This is a genomic window from Massilia sp. R2A-15 (assembly GCF_030704305.1).
GTDB lineage: Bacteria > Pseudomonadota > Gammaproteobacteria > Burkholderiales > Burkholderiaceae_D > JAFCUW01.
This window is the reverse complement of record NZ_CP131935.1, coordinates 4130849-4155905: the sequence shown is the minus strand read 5'-3', so window position 1 is coordinate 4155905 and position 25057 is coordinate 4130849. Positions and strand designations below refer to the sequence as shown.

The following is a 25057-nucleotide window of genomic DNA, read 5'->3' as shown; positions in this document are numbered from 1 at the left end:
ATCGACTACTGAATGTATCGCGGGGTCTGGTCCTGCGGACCTGACCCCATTTTCCGAATCAAGATGGGGTCAGGTCCGCAGGACCAGACCCCGATGCTGCCGGCTGTGCTTTAAATCCGCATCGGCATGACGACGTACTTGAAGTCGGCGTTGTCCGGAATCGAAATCAGCGCCGACGAATTGGAATCGCCCAGCGCGATGTTGATCTGGTCGCACTTCAAATTATTCAGCACGTCGAGCAGGTAGGTGACGTTGAAGCCGATGTCGACCGAGTCGCCGCCGTAGTCGATCTCGAGTTCTTCAACCGCTTCTTCCTGGTCGGCGTTGGTCGAGCTGATCTTCATGCTGCCCGGCGTGATGATGCAACGGACGCCCTTGAATTTATCGCTCGTCATGATCGCGGCGCGCTGCAGGGAACGCAGCAATTCGTCGCGGCCGATCGTGAAGTCGTTCTTGTAGCCCTTCGGGATCACGCGCGTGTAGTCGGGGAATTTGCCCTCGACCAGCTTGGACACCAGTTCGATGTCGGCGAAGGTCAGCTTGACCTGGCTCGCGGCGATATCCAGCTGGACCGTCTCGTCGCTCTCTTCCAGCAGGCGCTGAAGTTCGATGATGGTCTTGCGCGGGATGATCACTTCCTGGCGCGTGAATTCCTGCTCGGTCTCGACCTGGCAGAACGCCAGGCGGTGGCCGTCGGTCGCCACGGCGATGACGTTGCGGCCGTCGAGCACCAGCAGCAGGCCGTTCAGGTAGTAGCGGATGTCCTGCTGCGCCATCGAGAAGTGCACCATCTGGAACAGGTGCTTGAGCGTCTTCTGCGGCAGCGTGACGGTGGCGTTGTAGGTGTCCGCGACCGACACGGTCGGGAATTCCTCGGCCGCCAGCGTCTGCAGCGCGAAGCGCGATTTACCGGTCTGCACGGTCAGGCGCTTGTTCAGCAGCGTCATCGTGACGTCGCCCGATTCAGGCAGCGCGCGCAGGATGTCGAGCAGCTTGCGCGCGGCGACGGTGGTGCCGGCGACCTCGGCGCCCGAGCCGATCTGGGCGTGCGTGGTGATCTGCACTTCGGTGTCGGTCGACAGGAACGAGACGCTTTCGCCGTCCTTGCGGATGAGGATATTGGCCAGAATCGGCATAGTGTGCCGACGCTCGACAATACCGCTCACGATCTGCAGTGGCCGGAGAAGGGTATCTCGGGTGGTTTTGACCAATTGCATAGTTATCCTCGGTAGGTTGATCGTAAATACTGGTTGCTGCTTTTATTACTTTTTTGTTACTGCCCGGGGCCGTGCGGGCGCCCGTCTCTGCATTGCTATTTTGCCAGAAATTGCCGTGGCTAAATATAGGGGGTCTGGTCCTGCGGACCTGACCCCATTTGCGACTTCAAAGATGGGGTCAGGTCCGCAGGACCAGACCCCTAACTTCATCAGCCTTTCAGCGTCTGCTCCAGCACGTGCAGCTCGTGGTTGCACTCGGCGTTCTTGGTGCGGTCCAGCGCGATCTTGCGCACCGCGTGCAGCACGGTGGTGTGATCGCGTCCGCCAAACAGTTCGCCGATCTCCGGCAGGCTCTTTTGCGTCAGCTCCTTCGCCAGGTACATCGCGATCTGGCGCGGCCGCGCGATGTTGGCCGGCCGGCGCTTCGAGTACATGTCGGCGACCTTGATGTTGAAGAAGTCCGCGACCGTCTTCTGGATGTTCTCCACCGAGATCTGGCGGTTCTGCACCGACAGCAGGTCCTTCAGCGCTTCCTTCACCACGTCGATGGTGATGTCCTTGCCGTGGAAGCGCGAGTACGCCAGGATCTTGCGCAGCGCGCCTTCGAGCTCGCGCACGTTCGAGCGCAGGTGCTTGGCCACGAAGAACGCCACGTCGTCCGAAAAATTCACGCCTTCCGAATTGGCTTTTTTCAGCAGAATCGCCACCCGCATCTCCAGCTCCGGCGGCTCGATGGCCACCGTCAGGCCGGAGTCGAAGCGCGAGATCAGGCGGTCGTCCATGCCCGTGATCTCTTTCGGATACGTGTCGCTGGTGATGATGATCTGCTTCTTCGCCGCGATCAGCGCCTCGAACGCATAGAAGAACTCTTCCTGCGTGCGGCTCTTCCCGCCGAAGAACTGAATATCGTCGATCAGCAGCATGTCGAGCGAGTGGTAGTAGTGCTTGAAGTCGTCGAAGCCCTTGCGCTGGTACGCCGTCACCACGTCGCGCACATACTGCTCGGCGTGGATGTAGCGGATGCGCGCGCCCGGCTGGTCTGCCATCACCTGGTTGCCGATCGCGTGGATCAGGTGGGTCTTGCCGAGGCCCACGCCGCCGTAGAAGAACAGCGGGTTGTACGACACGCCCGGATTGTTCGCCACCTGGATCGCGGCGGCGCGCGCCAGCTGGTTGGCCTTACCGGTCACGAAGCTGTCGAACGTCAGGTCGGTGTTGATGCGGCTTTGCTCGCGGCGCGGCGAATTGGCGATGTTGTCCGGCGCCGGCGCAACCGGAGCGGCGTCGCGCGGATCTCCCTGCATGCCGTTCGATTGCGGCGCAGGTACGGCGCCAGCCACTTTCTTCGGCAGCGCGTTCTTCGGGTCGAGCACGAACTGGACTTCGATCGGCGCTTCCCAGTACTGGGCGGCGAGGGCAGTGATGCGGGTGGCGAATTGCGTCTTCACCCAATCGAGCTTGAAGCGATTGGGTGCGGCAATGCGCAAGCGGCCGTCCTCGTAGTCGAGGGCGACGAGCGGCTTGATCCACGCACTGAATTGTTGCGGTGTCAGCTCCAGTTCCAACTGCGCGGAACAGGTCTGCCAGAAATTTTCCATGAATCGTCTTGTGATAATTGAGGTGTGGAGGGCGGTTCCGCCCCGGACGTGCGCCACACGTAACGCGCTATTCTACCTGCGACCGGCAAAGTTATCCACAGGTGCTGCGCTTATTTTTGTTGTCTCGGAGGCCAGAATGGCAAGATCAAAATGGGGTCGGGTCCGCGGGACCAGACCCCGGACTCCGCCCGCGGCGCAGGAAGAAAAACCACGCCAGCCTTGACACGGCGGGTCGAAATGCTGTCTAATTCAGGGTTCCCCGCCCGTATTCCGGGCAACAAGAGTAGTTTGCTATGGCGTGTCGCTGGCTTAACCATCTGCGAAATGTCATTTGCGCCCAAACTGACGGGACGTCAGACCCGATTTTGCATTTTATTTTGCTTTAAGCGAGAACTCCATGAAACGTACTTACCAACCTTCCGTCGTTCGTCGCAAGCGCACGCACGGCTTCCGCGCTCGTATGGCTACCCGTGGCGGCCGCGATGTCCTGAACGCTCGCCGCGCCAAGGGCCGCAAACGCCTGGCTGTCTAAGCCTCGCATGACAAGCGAAGGTTCACACGACTTCGCGCGCGTTCGTCGCATCGTTAAAACGGATGAATTTTCATCCGTTTTTCGTTTGCGCCCGGCGCAAAAAACGGCGCATTTCGTGCTCTACACCCGCCCCACCGAACTGCCGCATGCGCGGCTGGGCGTCGTTGTGGCCAAGCGATTCGCGCCGCGCGCCGTCACGCGCAACACGATCAAACGCGTCACCCGCGAACTGTTTCGCGTGTCGGCGCTGCCGGCGCTCGACTGCATCGTGCGCCTGGCCCGTCCGGTCAACGCCAAGGACGGCCCGGCCACCAACGCGGCGCTGAAGGCAGCCATCCGCGTCGAAATCTCGCGCCTGTTCGCTTCGCAAATGAAGAAGGCGCCGGCGCCATGAGCCGCCTGCTTATCTGGGTCATGCGGATGTATCAGCTGATACTGTCACCGATGCTGGGCCAGAACTGCCGCTTTTACCCAAGCTGCTCGAGCTATGCGATCGAGGCGCTGCGCGTGCACGGCGCCGCCCGCGGCTCGCTGCTGTCGCTGCGCCGCGTCTGCAAATGCCATCCGTGGAACGAAGGCGGCGTTGACCTGGTGCCGCCGGCGCGCGGCGAACACGACTCCACAACCGCTTGCGGTTGCCACCACCCCTGAATCTAACTGCTGACTAATACCTCAATGGAAATCAATAAACGTACCATCATGTGGATCGTGTTCGCCGTCTCGCTGTTCGTTCTGTGGAACGACTGGATGGTGGCGAACGGCGGGCAGTCCTTCTTCGGTCCGCGCACGCCGGCCAAGGTCGCGCAGGCGCCTGCCGGCAGCACCGCCGCGCCGGCCGTGCCAACGGCAGCCGTTCCTGGTGCGCCAGCCGTGCCGGGCGCCCCGGCCGCAGTGGAGCCAGCCAAGCGCGAAGTCATCACCATCACCACCGACGTGCTGAAGGCCGACATCGACACCGCCGGCGGCGTCGTGCGCCGCCTCGAGCTGCTGAAGTTTAAGAAGGCCGGCCATCCGGGCTGGTTCGGTGGCTGCTTCGGCCTGTTCGAAGCGTGCAAGCCTCGTGCCGACAACACCCAGAACGAGGTGCTGTTCGACGAAGGCGCGAGCCACCAGTACTTGGCGCAGACCGGCCTGACCGGCGCCGCAGCCATCCCGAATCACAACACCATGTTTACCGCCAAGCCTGGCGCGCGCGTGATCGATGGCGCCAACGAAGTGCAGCTGGTTCTCGAGTCCGAGCAGGGCGGCGTCAAGCTGACCAAGACCTACACCTTCCACAAGGGTTCGTACGTGATCGACCTGCGCCACGACGTGACCAACGTCGGCGCGGCGCCGGTTGCGCCGTCGCTGTACCTGCGTCTTCTGCATGACGGTAACAAGCCGGAAGGCGACTCGTACTTCAACAGCAGCTACACCGGCCCGACCCTGTACACGCCGGAAGAGAAGTACCAGAAGCTGGACTTCGCCAAGATCGAGAAGAACGGCCACGCCGAACACGCGACCAAGTCGAACGACGGCTGGATCGCCATTTCGCAGCACTTCTTCGTGTCGGCCTTCGTGCCGCAGCCGAACACGCCGCGCACGATCGAGACCGCCAAGGTCGACACCAACCGCTACGCGATCAGCACGATCCAGCCGCTGGGCACCATCGCGCCGGGCGCCACGGTCAGCAATAACGCCAAGCTGTATTCGGGCCCGCAGGACGAGAAGCTGCTCGAAAGCGTCGCGCCTGGCCTCGACCTGGTCAAGGACTATGGCTTCCTGACGATCATCGCCAAGCCGATTTTCTGGGTGATCAACCAGCTGCACAACGTGCTGGGTAACTGGGGCTGGACCATCATCGCCTTCACGATCCTGATCAAGCTGGCGTTCTTCCCGCTGTCGGCCGCCGGTTACCGGAGCATGGCCAAGGTCAAGCTGGTGACGCCGAAGATGCAGGCGATCCGCGAGCGCTACAAGAACGATCCGGCCAAGATGAACCAGGCCACGATGGAGCTGTACAAGACCGAGAAGATCAACCCGCTGGGCGGCTGCCTGCCGATCCTGGTGCAGATGCCGGTGTTTATCGCGCTGTACTGGGTGCTGCAGGCGTCGGTCGAATTCCGCGGCGCGCCATGGTTCGGCTGGATCCAGGACTTGTCGCAGCATGATCCATGGATCATCCTGCCGGTGCTGTACGCGATCTCGATGTTCATCACCACCAAGCTCAATCCTGCGCCTGCCGATCCGATGCAGGCCAAGATGATGATGTGGATGCCGCTGATCTTCTCGCTGATGTTCTTCTTCTTCCCGTCCGGCCTGGTGCTGTACTGGGTGGTCAACAACATCCTGTCGATCGGCCAGCAGTGGGTCATCACGAAGAAATTCGCTCCGGCGAAGTAAGCGATACCCGGGGTCTGGTCCTGCGGACCTGACCCCATCTTCGACGAAGAAGCCCGCACATTCGCGGGCTTTTTTTACGCCGCGTTCCACTGCGGTGACTCGGCGTCCCCGTCGCTCCGCCGGACCTGATCCCAATCATCTACAATCTGACCATGAAACTCGACTCTTCTCCCATCGCAGCCATCGCCACCGCACCGGGCCGCGGCGGCATCGGCGTGGTACGCGCATCCGGCAAGGACCTTGCGCCGCTGATCGCCGCGCTGTTCCCGGGCGCCGCGCTCAAGCCGCGCCACGCCACCTACACCGACTTCAAGGCCGCCGACGGCAGCGTGATCGACCAGGGCATCGCGGTGGTGTTCGCCGGCCCGCACTCGTACACCGGCGAGGACGTGCTGGAACTGCAGGGCCACGGCGGCCCGGTGGTGCTGCAGATGCTGCTCGCGCGCGTGCTGGAAGCCGGCGCGGAATCCGGCCTGCGCCTGGCCGAGCCAGGCGAATTCACGCGCCGCGCCTACCTGAACGACAAGCTGGACCTGGCCCAGGCCGAGGCGGTGGCCGACCTGATCGACGCCTCCACAGAAGCAGCGGCCAAATCGGCGACGCAATCGCTGTCTGGCGCGTTCTCGAAGACCATCCACACGCTGGTGGAGCAGACCATCAACCTGCGCATGCTGGTCGAGGCGACGCTCGATTTCCCGGAAGAGGAAATCGACTTCCTCGAAAAATCCGACGCGCGCGGTCAGCTGGCCGTCATCATCGGGTCGCTCGACAAGGTGTTCAAGCAGGCGGCCCAAGGCGCGCTTCTGCGCGAAGGACTGAACGTGGTGCTGGTGGGGCAGCCGAACGTGGGCAAGTCCTCGCTACTCAATTCGCTGGCCGGCGCCGACGTGGCGATCGTCACGCCGATCGCAGGCACCACGCGCGACAAGGTGACCGAGACCATCCAGATCGAAGGCATCCCGCTGCACATCATCGACACGGCCGGCATCCGCACCATCGACGAAGCGGTCGATCAGGTTGAGCGCATCGGCATCGAGCGCACCTGGGGCGAAGTGGGCAAGGCCGACGTGATCCTGCACCTGCTGGACGCGGGCTACGGCCCGACCGGCGCCGACGAGCATATCGGCGCCGCATTCCCCGCCGGCGTACCGGTGCTGCGCATCTGGAACAAGATCGACCTGTCGGGGCACAAGCCGGCGGTCGATCCGGCGGCGGACGCGGTCAACGTGTACCTGTCGGCGCACGAACACATCGGCATCGACCTGCTGCGCGCCGAACTGTTGCGCATCGCCGGCTGGCAGCAGACCGGCGAATCGCTGTACCTGGCGCGCGAACGGCACCTGATCGCGCTGCGCGCGGCGCGCGATCACCTGGACCTGGCCGCCCTGCACGCAGCGCAGACCGATCAGTCGCTGGACCTGTTCGCCGAAGAACTGCGGCTGGCGCAGGCGCAGCTGTCGAGCATCACGGGCGCGTTCTCGTCGGACGATTTGCTCGGCGTGATCTTCGGGCGCTTCTGCATCGGCAAGTGAGGTCCACCGGATATGGCCCCGGGCTTTCGATTCCTGATATCCTGAGCCGAAAAAATAACGTCGAAAGGTCACGAATGCGTTTGATTGGAATGCTCGAATCGTCGTATGTCCGCCGTGTGGCCATTGCGCTGATCGGATTTGCCATGAGTTCCCTGGTCGCAGTGACGGGCCACGCGGCGCCTTCCCAGGCCGAGGCATTATCGATCGGATCGACCTGGACGATCGACTCCGCTGTCCTTGGCGAGAAGCGGCGCATCAACGTGTACATGCCCGCCGGCCCTGGCGCCGGCAAGCCGCTGCCGGTGATGTATATGCCGGACGGCGGCATGCTCGAAGACTTCCTGCACGTCGCCGGCCTGCTGCAGGTCGGCGCCGGGAACGGCACTACCCGCCCATTCCTGTTGGTCGGGATCGAGAATACCGAACGCCGGCGCGACTTGACCGGCCCCACCGACAATGCCAAGGATCGCAGCATCGCGCCGCGCGTGGGCGGCTCGCAGGCCTTTCGAAAGTTCCTCCGCACCGAGCTGATGCCGGAAATCGCGAAACGCTATGCGGTGACGTCGGAAAGGGCCATCGTGGGCGAATCCCTGGCCGGCCTGTTCGTCCTGGAGACTCTCGTGATGGAGCCCGATCTGTTCGACGTCTACATCGCGATCGACCCCAGTTTGTGGTGGAATAGCGGCGCACTCGCCAAGAGAGTGGTGGGCGCATCGACGGATCTGAAGGCAGGCAAGTCGCTGTACATCGCCACCAGCGCGGATGGGCAGGCCGTCATCGATGGCGCGGACGTGCGCGCGGGATTCTCAAGGTGGCCTGGTCTGAAGTTCAACTATCAGGACTGGCCCGGCGAGTCGCATGCGACCATTTATCATCCTGCCGCGCTGAAGGCGTTTCGCACCACGCTACAGCCCTGAACTTCCACCTAGAGCGCCGCTCGAATCGCGTCGAAATATTCAGGTTTGACGGAGATGTCGTTATGGCCGGCGCCGCGAATCACCAAGCGCGAAGCGACGTCCTTGGCGAAGGCAGCCGCCAGTGCTTCAGTGTGGCGGCCCGGGATAATCTCGTCGTGCTCGGCCTGCAGAATCAGCGTCGGAATCCGCACTGCGGGTGCATCGCCGATGGCGTCGAACTTGTCGGTCAACAGCCAGCGCACGGGGAAATAGCGGAATTGGTCCGCCGCGACGGCCGCGATGCTGTCGTACGGCGTCACCAATATCAGCTTGCTCGCCGGCCGCTCGGCCGCCAGCCGCACGGCGATGCCGGTTCCCAGGCTGCGGCCCATCAGCGCGATGTCGGGATGCTCGCGCCTTACCTTGTCGAACAGCGCCTGCGCATCGGCGTGCAGGGCCGCTTCGGTCGGCCTGCCGGTGCTGCCGCCGTAGCTTCGGTAGTGCATCAGGTAGAGCGCGTGGTCGGGAAATGCCGCCGCGAAGTCCGCCAGGCTGGCCGACACATCCTCCGCATTGCCGCCGAAGTAGATCAGCGCCTTCGGGCCCGCGCGCGGGCGCACGGTGATGTTCAGGTCCGCGCCGTCGACCCGCAGCACCATCGTGTCGCCCGGGCCGCCGAACGACTTCGGCTGCGGATAGTAGGTGAGCGAGCGCTGGAACGCGAACAGCGCGATGCAGGCGCCGGCGTACAGTACCAGTGCGATCGAGAAGAAGATGGCGACGATGCGCATACCAGGAGCTCCCGTGGTTGGATGCGCCGACTATACAAGAAATCCCGGCAGTTAAGCTTTCGACATTGTTGACATGCGCAAGCTGTATGCAAACGTTACGAAGCGACCTCGGCAAATCGGATGTGCTACGCTTTTGCTCATCATCGGAGAACAGAGCGGACAATGACGACAATCCTGTGGCTATCACGTTGGCGCCATGCCGCGCTGCTCCTCGCTTGCGGCCTGCTCGCCTCCTGCGCCAACCTCGCCGGACCGCGCGACATCGCGATCCCGCTGGCCAAGCTGCAGGCCGGCCTCGACCGGCGCTTCCCGCTGAATAACCGCGCGCTCGAACTGTTCGACATCCAGCTGAGCCGGCCACAGTTGTCGCTGCTGGACGGCACCGACCGCGTGGCGCTGAGCATGGATGCCCTGGTCGCCCCGCCGTTCCTGAAGCAGTCGTGGAGCGGCAGCCTGGCGCTGTCCGGGCGGCTGGTGGTCGATCCCGCGCGCGGCGCCGTGCTGCTGACGGAACCGCATGTCGACCGGTTCGCCGTCGATGGCGTTGACGAGGCGCGCCAGCGCCAGTTCGGCCGGGTCGCCAATGTGCTGATGAACAGGGTGGTCCGCGACGTGCCCGTGTACACCTTCCGCATGGAAGACTTGCGCTACGCCGGCGTGCAATTCATTCCGACCCGGATCAGCAGCCGGCCCGATGCCCTGCTGATCCGCGTCGAGCCGCTGCGCTGACTTTACCGAGCAGAATTCCATGGCACTTGTAAAGCGTTTCGCACGATATCTGCCGCTTGTTGGCGCCTTGCGACAAGGCAGGAATGGGCGCCGTTTTGGCGATTGCAGAGGCCGCGCATTCGGCGTAACTTGTATTTTTACGGAGTCGCTGCAGCTTCAGCACAGGTTCGTGGTCCTGCTTGAGAATTCTCATGCCCCGCGTTATTCCACTAAAGTAATCTTGCCGTACGAATCAGCGGTGTCGCAGCTCTAAGGGGGAAATCTTGGGAACCGTACAGGAGAGTTTGCAGAACAAGGATGCCGGCGCCGAGGCGCCGCCGTTGCCGACGCTGCGTCCGCGCCAGAGCCTGCCGCCGAAGGGTTCGTGCTGGTACTGCGAAAAACCGCTCGACAGCGTGCGCCGCTTCTGCGGCAAGGAATGCGCCGACGGCTTCGACGAGGAAGCCGAGTTCACCCGTTCCGGCGGCGCCGCCGCTCAGGCCTGACCCGGTTCGCCCGCCGCGCGCCGCAGCAGCTCCAGCGCGGCTTCGAAGTCGAACCGGTTCGCCGCGCGCGACACTTCGCCGAACGCCACCGCGCCCAGCGCCGCCGCCAGGCTCGCGCGCGACGCTTCCAGCACATCGAGCGCGGAACCATCGCCGCGATCGAGTAATCCCGCCAGTTGCGCGACCACGGCCCGATCGGCTTGCGCATTGGGCTGCGCCGGGGCATCCGCCGCAGTGGCGCCGGCCGGCGCGCTGTCGATTGCCCGCATCACATCTTCCAGTGCGCGTTCGACCGACGCCACCGCGTCCTCCTGTCCGGGCGCGCGGTTGCGCAGCGCCAGTTCGAGCAGGCTGGCCTGAAGATACAGGGAAGACGCGCCGATCAATCCGGCTGCGCCCTTGAGGGTGTGCGCGAGGCGTTCGGCCACTTCCAGGTTGCCGGCGCCGATCGCGGCGCGGATCGTCCCCGCGCTTTCCCGGTAATCGTCGCGAAAGCGCGCCAGGATCTGGTCATACAGCGCGCGGTCGCCCAGCAGGCGGCCCATGCCGTCCGCGACATCGAGCACGCCCGGCGCCGAGGCTGCGTGCGGGGAATCGGATGCGCTGGAAGGCCGGGGTGCCGTTGTCATGCACTCAACAATAGCAGCTTCGGCCGCCTCGCAGCGTTTATTTGGTGGTGAACGACCAGGACTTGGACACGGGGATGTTGTCGGCAGTGCCGACAAAGGTCACGTCGTAGGTCGTGCCAGCCTTAAGCCGCGCCAGCGGCACGATGGCGGCGGCCGAGTCCGGCGTGTGCTCGTCGCTGGCGTGCTGCAGCAGCTTGACCCCCAAGCTGGCGCCGCCGCGCTCCCGGATGGTGAAGCTCTGCACCGCCAATACTGCCGTGATGTCGGCGTGCACGCTGACCGGATAGCCAACCTCATTCGCGTTGGCCACCGGATCGGGCGACTCCTGGTCGCTGAAGAAGTTCGGCGGCACGCCGGTCTGGCCGTTGTAGGGCCAGTTCACCACGTTGCCGCGGCCGACGCCCGCGCCGAAGCCATTATTGGCCACGAAGTCCGCGGTGAAGTAGGTGTAGTTGCGCGAAGTGGTGCCGGAGCCGGTGCCGATTTCCTTGAACATCGGCTCGAACACGACGAAGCGGTGATAGATCGCGGTGATCAGCTCCTCCGCCATGTAAAAGCCCGAATTGCTGGAGCTGGCCGAAATCACTTCGCCGTATGCGAAGCTGCCCGAGGATGGCGGCAAGCCGGCCGCGGTCAGCCGCGCGCGCACGTCCGCGCCGGTGAAGCCGGCCAGGCCCGGGGTTTCGTCGTGGCTGATGGTGTCGTTCAGGCGCTGGTAGTCGGAGTGATTCTGCGCCGCGCGGTCGACGAACGTATTTTCCGCCAGCGTCGCGATGCCGATCTGACTGCGCCGGTAATTGAACCAGTTGCGCCCGTCGGCCATGACATTGCCGACCGAGGCCGGGGCGCCGACGTCGGTTGGCGGGGAGCCGGCCGGCGGGGTGACGGCGACCGGCGGAGTGGTGGTCGCCGGCGGCGATGTGACCATGTCCGGACTGCTGCTGCCGCCCCCGCTGCAGGCGGCCAGGGAACATGCCGCGGCGAGCGCGGCGAACATGGTATTCCAACGGTAAGATGCTGTTTTCATACGGTTTTCTCGTGTGAAGTGAACTTCAGCGCCAATTCTAGGCGAATTCGGGAATCGGTGAGGTTTGCTTGCATGAAGGACGCGCCTTCTTTCCATAACGGCACTGTAAAATGAATAATTATCGATTTCCCCGAGCGAGCATTTGAAACCTACCCGCCAACAGCGCATGGCGCGCGCCAAATTCGCCCTGCCCAGTTCCGTCACGCTGCTGTCGATCGCGTGCGGCTTCGGCAGCATCGTCATCTCGGTCGACAACGCCCATGTCGGCGACCCCCACGCCTTCCGGATGGCGGCGATCCTGCTGGTGCTGGCCGGGATCTTCGACGCCCTCGACGGCTTCGTCGCGCGCGCCACCAACACCCAGTCCGACTTCGGCATGCAGCTCGACTCGATCGCCGACGTCATGAACTTCGGCTGCGCGCCCGGCCTGCTGGTGTATTGCTGGGGCTTCGCGCAGCTGGGGCAGGGCCACCCGACCCTGCTGCGCGCCGGCGGACTTGCATGCTTCATTTTCGTCGCATGCGGCGCTTTGCGTTTGGCGCGCTTCAATGTCAGTGTCGGCCGCACCGATCCGCGCTACTTTGTCGGCATGCCGATCACCGCGGGCGCCGCCTGCGTCGCCTCGGTGGTGGTCGCCTGGCCGACTGCGCTGGAAACCTTGCTGCAGGGTTACCTGGTGATGGGATTGATGGTGGCGGTGGGCACGCTGATGGTATCGACGGTGCGCTTCCCCAGCTCCAAGCAGCCGAAAAACAAATACACCTTGCTGGCGCTGGCGGTCTGCCTTGGCTTGCTGGCCTGGCTGCAGACGCGGTTTTTCGTGCTGTTCTTTGTGCTGTACGTGAGCGCGACGCTGCTGCTCAATATCGCGTGGCGCGAAGGCTGGCGCGGCCTGCCGCCGCCGCAGGTGTACGAAGACTAACGCCCGTCGTTCCCGCCACTGGCGGAAGCGACTACCAGCGAAGGCTGGTACCCATGCTGATGTCACAGACCATTCAAGCTCAGCATAAGCACCAGCCTCCGCTGGTGCGACGGCTATGCGAATTTATCGAGCAGCGCCGCCAGCCTGCCGGCGCTGGCCTGCGCCTCGTCGAGGTCCTGCGCGTTCTCGCTCTGGTTGACGATGCTGCTGCTGATCAGCTGAACGAAGGCCCGGTCCAGCGCCTTGCGCGCCGCGGCCATCTGCTGCGCCACCGCCTCGCAGTCCTTCGGCTCGGCCGCCAGCCCGATCAGCTTCTGCACGCCGCGCAGCTGGCCCTCGACGCGCGCGAGCCGGTTTAACAGCTCTTTCTTCTGCATTGCGCTAAGCGCGCTGCCTTCGACGACCTTGATCGGCGTGGCGGCCATGCTCAGGCGACCTCGTGTCCCCGCGCCGCGCGCAGGATCGTGAACCAGTCCGGCCGGCTGAGGGTGAACGCCGTTGCGGCCACCGCCACGGCAATGGCTTCTATGCGTCCGCTGCCGGTCAGCGGAACCGGGCGGCTCGGCAGCTGCATGATCCACGCGAACACCACGCTGGCGAACGGCTGGTTGATGCGGTCGGCGATCTCCTTGATCACCAGCCGCAGGTTCTCCGCATGCGCGTCGCTGCCGGAAAACAGGCGCCCGCCCGCCAGCGGCGACCAGATCATCGGCTCCACGCCCAGGTCCTGCAGGCCGTCGAAGGTCTCGTCGAACATCGGCGCCACGTGCATCGGCGAGAACTCGACCTGGTTGGTGGCAAGGGGAATGCGGCGGTTCAGGCATTCGAACTGGTGGCGGCTGAAATTCGACACGCCGAAATGCAGCACCTTGCCGGCCGCCCTGAGCGACTGGAACGCTTCGGCGATCTCGTCGAAGTCCATCAGCGGGTCGGGGCGGTGGATCAGCAGCAGGTCGAGGCGGTCGGTGTGCAGCTGGCGCAGCGACTCCTCGGCCGACGCGACGATGTGCGCGGCCGAGGTGTCGTAATGCTGGATCGAGTGGCCGGCGCGGTGCGGCGACAGCAGCTTGATGCCGCATTTGGACACCAGCTCCATCTTGTCGCGCAGGCCGGGCCGCGCGCGCAGCGCTTCGCCGAACAGGCCCTCGACGCCGTAATTGCCGTAGATGTCGGCGTGATCGAAGCTGGTCACGCCCATTTCGAGGCACTGCTCGATGAAGCCGGCGCGCTGCTCCACCGTCATGCCCCATTCGCTCATGCGCCACATGCCGGCGACGATGCGCGACAGCTGCAAGCCTCCGGCGTAGGTTGAAGTGCGCGGGTATTGCAGGTCGGGTCGGAGGCTGTGCGGCATCGAGTTGGCTTTCGAAGGGGAAGGGTCTGGTCCTGCGGACCTGACCCCGGGTTTGATAGCAATTACATCAACATCTGGTAGACGGGCTATTCAGCGGCGCCGTCAACCCCGGGGTCAGGTCGAGACCTGACCCCAAACCATCACTTGAACATCAGGCGCATCGAGTCCCACGCGCGGCCGAAGATCGACGCCTGCGACACTTCTTCCAGCGCCACCACCGGCAGTTCGAGCAGCGGCTTGCCATCGACCGTCATCTTCAGCGTGCCGACCTTGCCGTGCAAGGCCAGCGGCGCGACCAGCGGATCCCTGCGCTCGAGGACCGGCTTCATCTTGGCGGCGACGCCCTTCGGCACCGTCACCAGCACGTCGTTCGGGAAGCCGATCTTGACGGTCGTCTTCGAACCCTTCCACACTTCCGGCGTGGCGATTGCCTGGCCCTTGGCGTACAGCTTGACCGTGTCGAAGTTCTGGAAGCCCCAGTTCAGCAGCTTCTGGCTTTCCTGGGTGCGCGACGAATCGGATGTGGTGCCCAGCACCACCGAGATCAGGCGGCGCTCGCCCGAGTTGCCGTTCGGCCGGTGCGCCGAGGCGATCATGCAGAAGCCGGCGCCTTCGGTGTGGCCGGTCTTCATGCCGTCGACGGTCGGGTCGAGCCACAGCAGGCGGTTGCGGTTCGGCTGGGTGATCTTGTTGTAGGTGAAGCTCTTGACCGAGTCGATCTTGTAGAACTCGGGGAAGTCGGCGATCACGCGCGCGGCCAGGGTCGACAGGTCCTGCGCGGTCGAGTAGTTCTCGGGGCTTGGCAGGCCGTGCGGGTTGGCGAAGTGGCTGTTCTTCATGCCCATGCGCTCGGCTTCGCGGTTCATCAGCGCGACGAAGGCGGCTTCGTCGCCGGCCACCGCTTCGGCCAGCGCAACGGCGGCGTCATTGCCCGACTGGACCATCAGGCCGTACAGCAGGTCGTTGATCTTGACCGGGACGGCCGGGTCGATGAACATCTTCGAGCTGCTGGCGTCGACTTTCCACGCCTTGACCGACACGTTGACCATCTGGTTGATGTCGATCTTCTTGTCTTTCAGCGCCTGGAAGGTGACGTAGGCGGTCATCACCTTGGTCAGCGAGGCCGGCTCGATGCGCGCGTTCGGGTCCTGGGCGGCGATTACCTGGCCGCTGGTGGCGTCGAGCAGGATCCAGGACTTGGCGGCGATGGTCGGCGCCGGCAGGGTTTGCGCGACGGCCGCGCTCATCAGCACGACACTGGCGGCCAGGGCCGCGAATAATTTTTTCATGGGAATCAAGGTCTTAGTAAAGGTGAAATGCGCAGGCAATGCCGCAAGACATTGCCGAAAAAGAAGAAACTAATTATAGCGCCCGCCCTGCTCAATCCGGGCGACGCCACATTTGTGTTACAAGATTCTTGATGTGGCCGAGCTTGCGGTGGAAGAAGTGGTCGGCGCCGGGGATCACGATCACCGGGATGTCCTGCGGCCGCGCCCACTCGAACACGTCGGCCAGCGGGATGGTGTCGTCGGATTCGCCGTGGATCAGGATGGTGTCGGCCGGCACCTCGGGCATCGCCCACTTGCCGGCGGCCGCGCCGACCAGCACCAGGCGCTCGGCCGGCTGGCCGGCGGCGATCAGGCGCTGCTGCAGCTGGGCCTGGACAAACGTGCCGAACGAGAAGCCCGAGAGCGCGACCGGCAGGCCGGGGAAGCGCGCGCGCATGTGCTCGAGCATCACCTGCATGTCGTCGGTCTCGCCGTGGCCGTGGTCGTGCACGCCTTCGGACGTGCCGACGCCGCGGAAGTTGAACAGCGCCGTCGCATAGCCCAGGCCGACAAAGGTGCGCGCCAGCGTCTGCGCGACCTTGTTGTCCATGGTGCCGCCATACAGCGGGTGCGGGTGGGCCACCAGCGCGATGCCGCGCGGCGCGTCTTCGCCCGGCAGCATCAGCACGCATTGCATGTTGCCGGCGCCGCCGGTCAGGGTGAATTTTTCGTGTCGGTTCATGTTCAGTAACGGTGGTTCAGATTTTGAGGCGTTCGACGACTTTGCCGCCGACCAAGTGGCTGTCGACGATTTCATCGATGTCGCTGTTGTCGACGTAGGTGTACCAGGTTCCTTCGGGATACACGACCAGCACCGGGCCTTCTTCGCAACGGTCGAGGCAGCCGGCATTGTTGATGCGGATCTTGCCGGGGCCGTTCAGTCCGAGCTTCTTGATGCGCGACTTGCAGTGCTTCTGCGCGGCCTGGGCGCCGCGTTCGCCGCAGGACTCGCGGCCGTCATCGCGCAGGTTCGTGCAAAAAAAGACATGCTTTTCGAAAAATGGTTTGTCGCTCATGGAATTCTTTCGCAATGGGGGAAATGCGCCTGCAATGATACCCGCTATCACTGGCGATTGAGGCGGTGCGAGGGCAGCAGCAGGTACCAGAGGGCAAAAAACGGCCATGCCAGCGATAAAAACTGGGCCGCGCCATTGAAGTTGAGGAATTTTCCCTGCACCCACCCTTGGAGGGTCTCGACGAAATACGGGTTGGCCGGAATGGTGTTCACTACCACCAAGCTCAGCAGGAGAGTGACGATAGCCAGCCGCCGCTGCGCCACCTGCGGCGCGAACGCCAGGCCGGCCAGCATGATCAGGCCGATCAGGAAACCGCCCTGGGCGCCGGGCGTGATCCATACCCAGGCGTTGTCGGGCGTGAACAGCAGCGAGGTCGCCAGCGTCTTGACCACCAGCGCCGCCACGATCATCAGCATCATCAGCAAGGTGCGCGGCGCGCCGCGGCGCAACAGGCACAGCATCGCCAGCACGGCGCCGGTCATGCCGCAGGCGGTGATGATGGTCTCCGACAGCCAGTACTGCTCCACGCTCATCGCCGCGCCCGGGTGCAGCATCGCCACCAGGTCTATGCTTGTGTCGAGCCAAGCGGACAGCCATTCGGACAGGATCGGCAGGATCTGGCCGAGGCCGAACAGGTAGCCCTGCGGGTAGATCTGCGCCAGCGGCCACAGGGCCAGCAGCACCAGGCCCTGGCTGGCGTGCGGCGCGAACCACGCGCGGCGCACCTGGTACAGGCGGCTTTCGTTGAGGTAGTTGCGCGCGCCGGCCGCGCCGATGAAGGCGCCGAGCAGGCAGCCCAGCGAGTTGGTGACGAAGTCGAGGTTGGACGGCACCCGGCTTGGCAGGTAGGTCTGCACCGCCTCCATCGTGCCCGACACCAGCACGCCGATCAGCGCGGTGGTCAGCACCGCCCACAGGCCGCGCAGGCGCGGATTGAGCGACGGCACGATCAGCATCCCGAGGGGGATGTAGCCGACCACGTTGACGGCCACGTCGAACACGGTCCAGTAGCGCGGCGGCGCCAGCGTCAGGAAGGCGAAGGGCGACAGCCCGGTGCTGCGCCACCCGGTGAACGGGAACCAGCTGGCGTAGACGATCAGCAGCAGATACGCGAGCAGGGCCGCCCGCGCCATCGGCGATCCCTTGCGCCGCTCCTGCTGGCCTGCCGCCTGGATCATTATTTGGGCAGCCTGGCGCTGGCCAGCCACGCGGCCATGTCGGCCGCCACCGCGTCGGTGGCCTGCGCCAGCGCGCGCGCGCCGCCGCCGGCATCGGCGCTGCTCGCGCTGACCCTGCGGCTGAAGGTGCGCTGGTCGACCAGCGTGTGGCCCTGGAACAGCGACGCGCGCAGCACCAGCTGGCCATAGCTCGCGGTGGTGCTGTCGAAGCTGTGGGTGAAGTCGTCGACGTCGATGCGCAGCAGCGGAATGCCGGCCGAGGCGTCGGTCGCGGACAGCACTTTCATGCCGGTCTGCGCCAGGCGCGACTTGAAGCGCTGGGTGAGCAGCTGCAGCGGCGTGGCGCTCCAGCGGCTGTTGGCGTACGGGCGCGCCTGCAGCGCGTCGGCGTAGTTCAGGCGATAGAACATGCGCTCGGTGTCGAACGCGGGGTTGCCGGTGACGTCGGTGACCACCACCGCCGGCACCGTCTGCGCGGCCCCACTGGCGGCGACCGGATTGGCGGCCGGGCCGAAGTCGTACAGGGCGTTGTTCGCCGGGCTCTTGCCGCCGGAGGCGCAGCCGGCCAGCAGCGCGGCGCCGGCCACCAAGGCGGCCATCATCAAGCGTGTCGTGGTCTGGTTCATGGTTATCCTTATTTGGTCGGTGCGACGAAGCCTGGCTCGCCAGGACCCGGAGTGGCCGCGCCATTGCCGAAGATGAGGCCTTGCGGACGGTCCGACAGCGCGTTGGCGGTGCGCTTGACGGCGCGCAGCGAGGTCTTCGCTTCGTCCGTCATCGACACCACGTGCGGCAGCGTCTCCAGTTCGAGGTCGCGGGTGACGCCCTCCAGCGAGCCGCCGACGCGGTCGATGGTCTCGGTCAGGCGCGTGATCGGGCCGTTCGGCGCCTGCAGCGTGGTGGCCAGGTGGTCGTAATTCTTGATCGCCTTGTTGGCGCTGGCCGACAGCTCGTTGAACGAAGCCATGCTCTGTTCGGCCTTCGCCGTCAGCTCCGGCATGCGTTTGATGGTCGGCTCGAGCTGCTTCGGAATCTCGGCGAAGGCATCGGCCGTCTTGCCGACCTTTTCAAAGGCGCCGACTATCTTCTGCTGGTTTTCTTCCGTCAGCATGCCGTCGATCTTGGTAGTGATCTTCTCGGTCTTGTCGAGGATCGCCAAGCCGCGCTTTTCCAGCTGGTCCAGCAGGCCCGGGCGCAGCGGGATCGCGGCGAGATGATTCTTGTCGCTCTTGAGCAGCGGCGAACCAGTCTTCTCGTCGTCGAGCTGGATGAAGGCGATGCCGGTGACGCCCTGGTAGCCCAGCATGGCGAACGTGGTCTTCGTGATCGGCGTCTCCGGGTCGACCGAGAGGCGGATCACGATCTGCCCGGCGACTGCGGGGTTGAAATTGATGTCGTCGACCCGGCCCACTTCCAGGCCGCGGTAGCGCACCGCCGCCTGCGGGTTCAGGCCGGGAATCGATTCGGTGGTGGCGATTACATACGGCACCCGCTCGGTGCGGTCGCGGTTGAACCAGATCCCGGCCAGCACCGCCGCGATCAAGAGCGCGACGGTGAAGAACCCGGTCATCAGGGCGTGCGATCTGTTTTCCATATATTAGTTCTCCGATTCTTTCGCTTGCTGCACTTCCTGGTCATGCTCGTCGAGCACCTCGAGGGCGCGCTGTCCGCGCGCGCCAAGGAAGAATTGTTTGATGAAGGGATGGTCCACCTTCAGCACTTCGCGCGACGGCCCCAGCGCGATCACGTGTTTTTCCGCCAGCACAGCGATCCGCGTGGACAGCGCGAACAGTGTGTCCAGGTCGTGCGTGACCATCACCACCGTCAGGCCCAGCTCGCGGTGCAGCGAGTGGATCAGCGCGACGAAGGCGTCCGACAGGTCGGGGTCCAGGCCCGCCGTCGGCTCGTCGAGGAACAGCAGCTGCGGCTCGAGCGCCAGCGCGCGCGCCAGAGAGGCGCGCTTGACCATCCCGCCCGACAGGTCCGACGGCATCTTGTTGGCGTGCTCGACCCCGAGCCCCACCATGTTCATCTTCAGCAGCACCGCGTCGTGGATCACGTCTTCGGGCAGCGCGCGCAGTTCGCGCATCGGCTGGGCGATGTTTTCGAACACCGTCAGCGCCGAATACAGCGCGCCCTGCTGGAACAGCATGCCCCAGTGGTTGCGCATGCGCCGCAGCTGGTCGGCGTCGGCCGCGCTGATGTCTTCGCCGAACACCTTCACCGTGCCGCGCGCCGGATGCTCCAGGCCCAGCATCTGGCGCAGCAGCACCGTTTTTCCGGTGCCCGAGCCGCCCACGATCGACAGGATCTCGCCGGCGTAGATCTCCAGGTTCAGGTCCTGGTGCACCACCGTCTTGCCGAACTTGGTCCACAGGCCGTCGATTTCGACCACCGGGGGGCCGACATCCTCGTCCGGCTTCAGGACCAGGCGCGGCGCTTCGCGCTGTGGCTTGGTCTCTTCCATCAGAAGAACCCCACGCCGCTGAAGATGATCGCGAATACCGCGTCGGCCAGGATCACCACCGTGATCGCCGTGACCACCGAGGTCGTCGTGCCGCGCCCGAGGCTCTCGGTGTTCGGCTTGATGCGCAGGCCGAAGTGGCACGACACCAGCGCGATCAGCATGCCGAACACGCAGCCCTTGAGCAGGCCGATGATGTAGTTAATGAAGGGGACCGCGTCCGGCAGCTTCTGGATGAAATAGCGCGCCGACAGGTTCAGCTCGATCTTCGCCGAGACCATGCCGCCCAACAGCGCCATGGTGTCGGTCCACACCACCAGCAGCGGCATCGAGATCGCCAGCGCGACCACCTTCGGCATGATCAAGCGGAAGCCGTGCGAGATCCCCATCACCAGCATCGCGTCGAGTTCTTCGGTCACGCGCATCACGCCCAGCTGCGCGGTGATCGACGAGCCGGAGCGGCCGGCCACCAGGATCGCCGCCAGCAGCGGCCCCAGTTCGCGAATCACGCTCATGCCCAGGATGTTCACCAGGTACATGTCGCCGCCGAAGGTGCGCAGCTGCTGCGCCGACAGGTAGGACAGCACGATCCCGATCAGGAAGCCGACCAGCGCGGTGATGCCCAGCGCCTGGAAGCCGGCATGGAACACGTTCGCCGAAATCTCCAGCCACGGGCCGGTGCGCGGATTGCGCGCGAAGCGCCACATGTCCTGCACCACCTGACCTATCAGCTTGATGAAGCCTTTCAAATGCTCGAAGAAGGTCAGGATCGCGAAGCCGAGCTTCATCACCCAGTTCAGGCGGTGCGCGCGCGCCGGCGGCACGGCGGCCTTGCTCGATTCTTCGATGCGCTTGAACAGCTCCTCCTGCTTCGGCGCCAGTTTCAGTTCGGCGGGCCGCTGCTTGTCCCAAGCGTTCCAGAACATCTGCGCGCCGATATGGTCGATCCGGTCGATGCCGGTCAAGTCCCATCCGAGCTGCCTGCCTTTGAACGAAGCCAGCGTCTTGCTGATCTCCTTGATCGCGCCGCGGTCGCCCAGCGCGTGCACCTGCCATATACCGGATGCCACGACAGCTTCGGTTCCGCTGCTGTCGGCATGGTGGTGGGTTAAGGTTGGCGCATTTTCAATTGGCATTGCGCCAGTGTAAAAGACTTTGACGGCATCCGCCACAGGTGTTCTGTAGCGCGCTCATGCGGCGAGATGGCGCACCTGGCGCTGCGGGGCGGCCGCCGGCTTGTGTTTTTCGGCCGGCGCGATGTCGCTGGCGACCAGCGCGGCCGCGGCCTCCTTGCTCATGCCGCGCACCTGCAGCCATTGCGCCACCAGCGCGGCGAGGCGATCGAGCGCGATGCGGTGGGTCGCATCGGTCTTCCCGTAGATCCAGTCGGAGAAGGCCATGAAGTTGGCGAACGGCGCGTCCCCCAGCATCGTATTGATCGTATTGACGAAGCGTCCCGAGTTGGCGACCAGATCCCAGTAGCGCGCGAAGCGCACCAGCCGCAGCATGGTGGCGAAGTCGATCGTGTTCGTCGCCAGGATCGTGTAAGGCGGGTAGGGATCGAATACCATGCCGAACGCCTCGGTGTGGCGGATGATCGGAGTGCCGCGCAGGCGCTTGAGGATGCCGAACTGGATCTCGTGCGGCTTGAGCGCCACCAGCTGGTCGAAGCCGCGCGCGAAACTGGCCACGTCCTCGCCGGGCAGGCCGGCGATCAGGTCCACGTGCAGGTGCGCGTTGGACTGCTCGCACAGCCAGCGGATGTTGTCGGCCGCCTTGGCGTTGTCCTGCTTGCGGCTCACCAGCGCCTGCACCTCCGGATTGAAGCTCTGGATGCCGATTTCGAACTGCAGCGCGCCTGGCGGGAACTTGGCGATGGTGTCCTTCAGCGCGTCCGGCAGGTGGTCGGGCACCAGTTCGAAGTGCGCGTAGACCGGATCGTCCGGTTTCGCCGCCAGCTTATCGAGGAAGAACTGCATGATCTTCAGGCTGGTCTTGATATTCAGGTTGAAGGTGCGGTCGACGAACTTGAACAGCCGCGCGCCGCGCGCGTGCAGTGCTTCCAGCTCGCCCAGGAAGGTGTCGAGCGCGAATGGCCAGGCGGTCTTGTCCAGCGCCGACAGGCAGAACTCGCACTTGAACGGACAGCCGCGCGAGGCCTCTACATATAGAGTGCGGTGCGCGATGTCGTGGTCGGTGTACAGCGAGTAGGGCATCTTGATCTCGGCCATTGGCGGCTGCACGCCCGCGTGGATCTTCATCAGTGGCTTGGGCCCGCCGAGGATTTCGCCGCACAGTCTGGGGAAAGTCACGTCGCCCCAGCCAGTGACCAGGTAGTCGGCCAGCTTCACGATCTCCTGTTCGCCGCTCTCATGCGACACCTCCGGGCCGCCCAGCACGATGACGACCTGGGGCGCCACGCGCTTGAGCATTGCCACCACGCGGGTGGTTTCCTCGACGTTCCATATATAGATACCGAAACCGATCACTTTCGGCTGGCGCGCGAGCAGGCGTTCGACGATCTCAGTGGTCTTCGCGCCGATGACGAACTCCTGGATGCTGGTCTGCGCCTGCAGCGCTCCCATGTTCGCTAATAGATAGCGCAGTCCCAGCGAAGCGTGGGCGTAGCGGGCGTTGAGCGTGGAAAGAATGATCGTCATGAGGCTGCGTGTGGCGGAAAAGCCGCCATTTTACGCCCACGGCCCCCATTTCTCGCGAAATGTCACAAACTCACTTGCCAAGCTCGACAGGCGTTTGCTATAGTTCGTCTCCCGCTGAAAAAGATGCACCGAATCAACGAGTTGCGAAAGATTCATCGGGGAGTGCCTTAACGGCGCGAAACAAAAAGAAGTTGACGGAATGAGCGAAACGCTTCATACTCTTTCTTCTTCGCGGCTGACAAACAAAACGCTTTGTCAACAAGCCGCAAGCAGTACCGAACAAGTTCTTTAACAATTAACAGTCGATAAGTGTGGGCGTTTGATGAAGGTGCCAGTGACTTCGGTCACTGAATACTTAAATTATCAAATGTTCACAAAAAAGAAATATAGGCGCTACGAAAGTAGTGGCCTGTCAGTATTTTGAGTGAGCGACTGTCGGAAACGACATTAAACAGAGATTGAACTGAAGAGTTTGATCCTGGCTCAGATTGAACGCTGGCGGCATGCCTTACACATGCAAGTCGAACGGCAGCGCGGGGCAACCTGGCGGCGAGTGGCGAACGGGTGAGTAATATATCGGAACGTACCCTGGAGTGGGGGATAACGTAGCGAAAGTTACGCTAATACCGCATACGATCTAAGGATGAAAGTGGGGGATCGCAAGACCTCATGCTCCTGGAGCGGCCGATATCTGATTAGCTAGTTGGTGGGGTAAAGGCCTACCAAGGCATCGATCAGTAGCTGGTCTGAGAGGACGACCAGCCACACTGGAACTGAGACACGGTCCAGACTCCTACGGGAGGCAGCAGTGGGGAATTTTGGACAATGGGCGCAAGCCTGATCCAGCAATGCCGCGTGAGTGAAGAAGGCCTTCGGGTTGTAAAGCTCTTTTGTCAGGGAAGAAACGGTGAGGGCTAATATCCCTTGCTAATGACGGTACCTGAAGAATAAGCACCGGCTAACTACGTGCCAGCAGCCGCGGTAATACGTAGGGTGCAAGCGTTAATCGGAATTACTGGGCGTAAAGCGTGCGCAGGCGGTTTTGTAAGTCTGTCGTGAAATCCCCGGGCTCAACCTGGGAATTGCGATGGAGACTGCAAGGCTAGAATCTGGCAGAGGGGGGTAGAATTCCACGTGTAGCAGTGAAATGCGTAGAGATGTGGAGGAACACCGATGGCGAAGGCAGCCCCCTGGGTCAAGATTGACGCTCATGCACGAAAGCGTGGGGAGCAAACAGGATTAGATACCCTGGTAGTCCACGCCCTAAACGATGTCTACTAGTTGTCGGGTTTTAATTAACTTGGTAACGCAGCTAACGCGTGAAGTAGACCGCCTGGGGAGTACGGTCGCAAGATTAAAACTCAAAGGAATTGACGGGGACCCGCACAAGCGGTGGATGATGTGGATTAATTCGATGCAACGCGAAAAACCTTACCTACCCTTGACATGTACGGAAGCCACGAGAGATCGAGGCGTGCTCGAAAGAGAGCCGTAACACAGGTGCTGCATGGCTGTCGTCAGCTCGTGTCGTGAGATGTTGGGTTAAGTCCCGCAACGAGCGCAACCCTTGTCATTAGTTGCTACGAAAGAGCACTCTAATGAGACTGCCGGTGACAAACCGGAGGAAGGTGGGGATGACGTCAAGTCCTCATGGCCCTTATGGGTAGGGCTTCACACGTCATACAATGGTACATACAGAGGGCCGCCAACCCGCGAGGGGGAGCTAATCCCAGAAAGTGTATCGTAGTCCGGATTGTAGTCTGCAACTCGACTACATGAAGTTGGAATCGCTAGTAATCGCGGATCAGCATGTCGCGGTGAATACGTTCCCGGGTCTTGTACACACCGCCCGTCACACCATGGGAGCGGGTTTTACCAGAAGTAGGTAGCTTAACCGCAAGGAGGGCGCTTACCACGGTAGGATTCGTGACTGGGGTGAAGTCGTAACAAGGTAGCCGTATCGGAAGGTGCGGCTGGATCACCTCCTTTCTAGAGTTGCACCAGGCAGAGATGCCGATTCATTGAGCGTCCACTCTTATCGACTGTTAATAAAGATAAAGAACAGCATTTGGGGCTGTAGCTCAGCTGGTTAGAGCACCGTGTTGATAACGCGGGGGTCGTTGGTTCGAGTCCAACCAGCCCTACCAGTCTACTGTATTACCCTTGGGGGGATTAGCTCAGCTGGGAGAGCACCTGCTTTGCAAGCAGGGGGTCGTCGGTTCGATCCCGTCATCCTCCACCACTCTACTCTTGAAATACCAAACGTAAGTCAGCCAGTTCCTGGTTGCGATTTAGGTTTGGCCTTTTAGAGGTCAAT

The 25057-nt window shown here is 63.3% G+C and carries 24 protein-coding genes, 2 tRNA genes, 1 rRNA gene and 1 pseudogene; 12 read left to right on the top strand and 16 right to left on the bottom strand.

Annotated elements, in window-relative coordinates; all coding sequences use genetic code 11:
* Positions 1 to 110 precede the first annotated feature (110 nt).
* The gene (gene dnaN, locus Q4S45_RS19145) at positions 111 to 1217 is read right to left on the bottom strand and encodes a DNA polymerase III subunit beta (RefSeq protein ID WP_305506998.1); all 1107 of its coding nucleotides are present in this window, start codon (positions 1215 to 1217) and stop codon (positions 111 to 113) included.
* A gap of 209 nt (positions 1218 to 1426) precedes the next feature.
* Positions 1427 to 2815 (bottom strand): chromosomal replication initiator protein DnaA, encoded by a 1389-nt coding sequence (gene dnaA, locus Q4S45_RS19140; protein ID WP_305506997.1) that lies wholly within the window; start codon positions 2813 to 2815, stop codon positions 1427 to 1429.
* A 397-nt stretch (positions 2816 to 3212) separates the two neighbouring features.
* On the opposite strand from dnaA, the gene rpmH reads away from it, so the two are divergent.
* From rpmH to Q4S45_RS19110, 6 genes and pseudogenes are all read left to right on the top strand, one after another.
* Positions 3213 to 3347, top strand: coding sequence for a 50S ribosomal protein L34 (gene rpmH, locus Q4S45_RS19135; RefSeq protein ID WP_010401996.1), 135 nt, complete (start codon positions 3213 to 3215; stop codon positions 3345 to 3347).
* A gap of 7 nt (positions 3348 to 3354) precedes the next feature.
* Positions 3355 to 3621 (top strand): annotated as a pseudogene (gene rnpA, locus Q4S45_RS19130) (ribonuclease P protein component); the annotation flags it as partial.
* 116 nt (positions 3622 to 3737) lie between these two features.
* Positions 3738 to 3998 carry a membrane protein insertion efficiency factor YidD gene (gene yidD / locus Q4S45_RS19125; protein WP_305506995.1) on the top strand — a complete coding sequence of 87 codons (261 nt, stop codon included), beginning with the start codon at positions 3738 to 3740 and terminating at the stop codon, positions 3996 to 3998.
* A 24-nt stretch (positions 3999 to 4022) separates the two neighbouring features.
* Positions 4023 to 5729, top strand: coding sequence for a membrane protein insertase YidC (yidC, locus tag Q4S45_RS19120; protein ID WP_305506994.1), 1707 nt, complete (start codon positions 4023 to 4025; stop codon positions 5727 to 5729).
* 152 nt (positions 5730 to 5881) lie between these two features.
* Positions 5882 to 7261, top strand: a complete 1380-nt coding sequence (mnmE, locus tag Q4S45_RS19115) for a tRNA uridine-5-carboxymethylaminomethyl(34) synthesis GTPase MnmE (protein ID WP_305506993.1) — start codon at positions 5882 to 5884, stop codon at positions 7259 to 7261.
* Between the two features lie 89 nt (positions 7262 to 7350).
* A complete protein-coding gene (locus Q4S45_RS19110; protein WP_305506992.1) occupies positions 7351 to 8178 on the top strand; it encodes an alpha/beta hydrolase in 828 nt (275 codons plus the stop codon).
* Between the two features lie 8 nt (positions 8179 to 8186).
* On the opposite strand, the gene Q4S45_RS19105 is transcribed toward Q4S45_RS19110, so the two are convergent.
* Positions 8187 to 8948, bottom strand: a complete 762-nt coding sequence (locus Q4S45_RS19105) for an alpha/beta hydrolase (protein WP_305506991.1) — start codon at positions 8946 to 8948, stop codon at positions 8187 to 8189.
* Between the two features lie 162 nt (positions 8949 to 9110).
* Here Q4S45_RS19105 and Q4S45_RS19100 point away from each other — a divergent pair, with 162 nt between their 5' ends.
* Positions 9111 to 9677 carry a DUF1439 domain-containing protein gene (locus Q4S45_RS19100; RefSeq protein WP_305506990.1) on the top strand — a complete coding sequence of 189 codons (567 nt, stop codon included), beginning with the start codon at positions 9111 to 9113 and terminating at the stop codon, positions 9675 to 9677.
* Positions 9678 to 9940: 263 nt separating this feature from the next.
* The gene (locus tag Q4S45_RS19095) at positions 9941 to 10162 is read left to right on the top strand and encodes a hypothetical protein (protein ID WP_305506989.1); all 222 of its coding nucleotides are present in this window, start codon (positions 9941 to 9943) and stop codon (positions 10160 to 10162) included.
* Here the strand turns inward: Q4S45_RS19095 and Q4S45_RS19090 are convergent.
* Together Q4S45_RS19090 and Q4S45_RS19085 are read right to left on the bottom strand one after the other, a co-directional pair.
* Positions 10153 to 10791 carry an Hpt domain-containing protein gene (locus tag Q4S45_RS19090; protein ID WP_305506988.1) on the bottom strand — a complete coding sequence of 213 codons (639 nt, stop codon included), beginning with the start codon at positions 10789 to 10791 and terminating at the stop codon, positions 10153 to 10155. The two genes, Q4S45_RS19095 and Q4S45_RS19090, sit on opposite strands and share 10 nt — an antisense overlap.
* Before the next feature lie 37 nt (positions 10792 to 10828).
* A complete protein-coding gene (locus tag Q4S45_RS19085) occupies positions 10829 to 11818 on the bottom strand; it encodes a CAP domain-containing protein (RefSeq protein WP_305506987.1) in 990 nt (329 codons plus the stop codon).
* 142 nt (positions 11819 to 11960) lie between these two features.
* Here Q4S45_RS19085 and pssA point away from each other — a divergent pair, with 142 nt between their 5' ends.
* Entirely contained in the window at positions 11961 to 12740 is a 780-nt protein-coding gene (pssA, locus tag Q4S45_RS19080; protein WP_305506986.1) for a CDP-diacylglycerol--serine O-phosphatidyltransferase, read from the top strand.
* A gap of 113 nt (positions 12741 to 12853) precedes the next feature.
* Here pssA and Q4S45_RS19075 read toward each other — a convergent pair whose 3' ends face one another.
* From Q4S45_RS19075 to Q4S45_RS19025, 11 genes are all read right to left on the bottom strand, one after another.
* Positions 12854 to 13165, bottom strand: a complete 312-nt coding sequence (locus Q4S45_RS19075; RefSeq protein WP_305506985.1) for a metal-sensing transcriptional repressor — start codon at positions 13163 to 13165, stop codon at positions 12854 to 12856.
* A 2-nt stretch (positions 13166 to 13167) separates the two neighbouring features.
* Positions 13168 to 14094, bottom strand: a complete 927-nt coding sequence (locus Q4S45_RS19070) for an aldo/keto reductase family oxidoreductase (protein ID WP_305506984.1) — start codon at positions 14092 to 14094, stop codon at positions 13168 to 13170.
* Positions 14095 to 14234: 140 nt separating this feature from the next.
* Positions 14235 to 15383: a D-alanyl-D-alanine carboxypeptidase family protein gene (locus tag Q4S45_RS19065; RefSeq protein WP_305506983.1), complete on the bottom strand. Its 1149-nt coding sequence runs from the start codon at positions 15381 to 15383 to the stop codon at positions 14235 to 14237.
* 91 nt (positions 15384 to 15474) lie between these two features.
* A complete protein-coding gene (locus tag Q4S45_RS19060) occupies positions 15475 to 16104 on the bottom strand; it encodes an alpha/beta hydrolase (RefSeq protein WP_305506982.1) in 630 nt (209 codons plus the stop codon).
* Between the two features lie 16 nt (positions 16105 to 16120).
* The gene (locus Q4S45_RS19055) at positions 16121 to 16438 is read right to left on the bottom strand and encodes a ferredoxin (RefSeq protein ID WP_305506981.1); all 318 of its coding nucleotides are present in this window, start codon (positions 16436 to 16438) and stop codon (positions 16121 to 16123) included.
* A gap of 47 nt (positions 16439 to 16485) precedes the next feature.
* Entirely contained in the window at positions 16486 to 17616 is a 1131-nt protein-coding gene (locus tag Q4S45_RS19050) for a VanZ family protein (RefSeq protein ID WP_305506980.1), read from the bottom strand.
* On the bottom strand, positions 17616 to 18242 hold the full coding sequence (locus Q4S45_RS19045) for an ABC-type transport auxiliary lipoprotein family protein (protein ID WP_305506979.1): 627 nt from the start codon (positions 18240 to 18242) through the stop codon (positions 17616 to 17618). The genes Q4S45_RS19050 and Q4S45_RS19045 overlap by 1 nt, the downstream gene beginning before the upstream one ends.
* Before the next feature lie 8 nt (positions 18243 to 18250).
* Entirely contained in the window at positions 18251 to 19210 is a 960-nt protein-coding gene (locus Q4S45_RS19040; RefSeq protein ID WP_305506978.1) for an MlaD family protein, read from the bottom strand.
* Positions 19211 to 19213: 3 nt separating this feature from the next.
* The gene (locus Q4S45_RS19035) at positions 19214 to 20083 is read right to left on the bottom strand and encodes an ABC transporter ATP-binding protein (RefSeq protein WP_305506977.1); all 870 of its coding nucleotides are present in this window, start codon (positions 20081 to 20083) and stop codon (positions 19214 to 19216) included.
* Positions 20083 to 21216, bottom strand: coding sequence for an ABC transporter permease (locus tag Q4S45_RS19030; protein ID WP_305506976.1), 1134 nt, complete (start codon positions 21214 to 21216; stop codon positions 20083 to 20085). Before Q4S45_RS19030 ends, Q4S45_RS19035 begins: the two co-directional genes overlap by 1 nt.
* 54 nt (positions 21217 to 21270) lie before the next feature.
* Positions 21271 to 22740: a B12-binding domain-containing radical SAM protein gene (locus tag Q4S45_RS19025; protein WP_305506975.1), complete on the bottom strand. Its 1470-nt coding sequence runs from the start codon at positions 22738 to 22740 to the stop codon at positions 21271 to 21273.
* Between the two features lie 460 nt (positions 22741 to 23200).
* Between Q4S45_RS19025 and Q4S45_RS19020 the strand changes: the two genes are divergently transcribed.
* The 3 genes from Q4S45_RS19020 (at position 23201) to Q4S45_RS19010 (ending at position 24982) form a co-directional block, all read left to right on the top strand.
* Positions 23201 to 24729: ribosomal RNA gene (locus tag Q4S45_RS19020) — 16S ribosomal RNA — on the top strand.
* 81 nt (positions 24730 to 24810) lie between these two features.
* A tRNA-Ile gene (locus Q4S45_RS19015) sits at positions 24811 to 24887 on the top strand.
* Positions 24888 to 24906: 19 nt separating this feature from the next.
* Positions 24907 to 24982 (top strand) — tRNA-Ala (locus tag Q4S45_RS19010).
* The last annotated feature ends 75 nt before the right edge of the window (positions 24983 to 25057 follow it).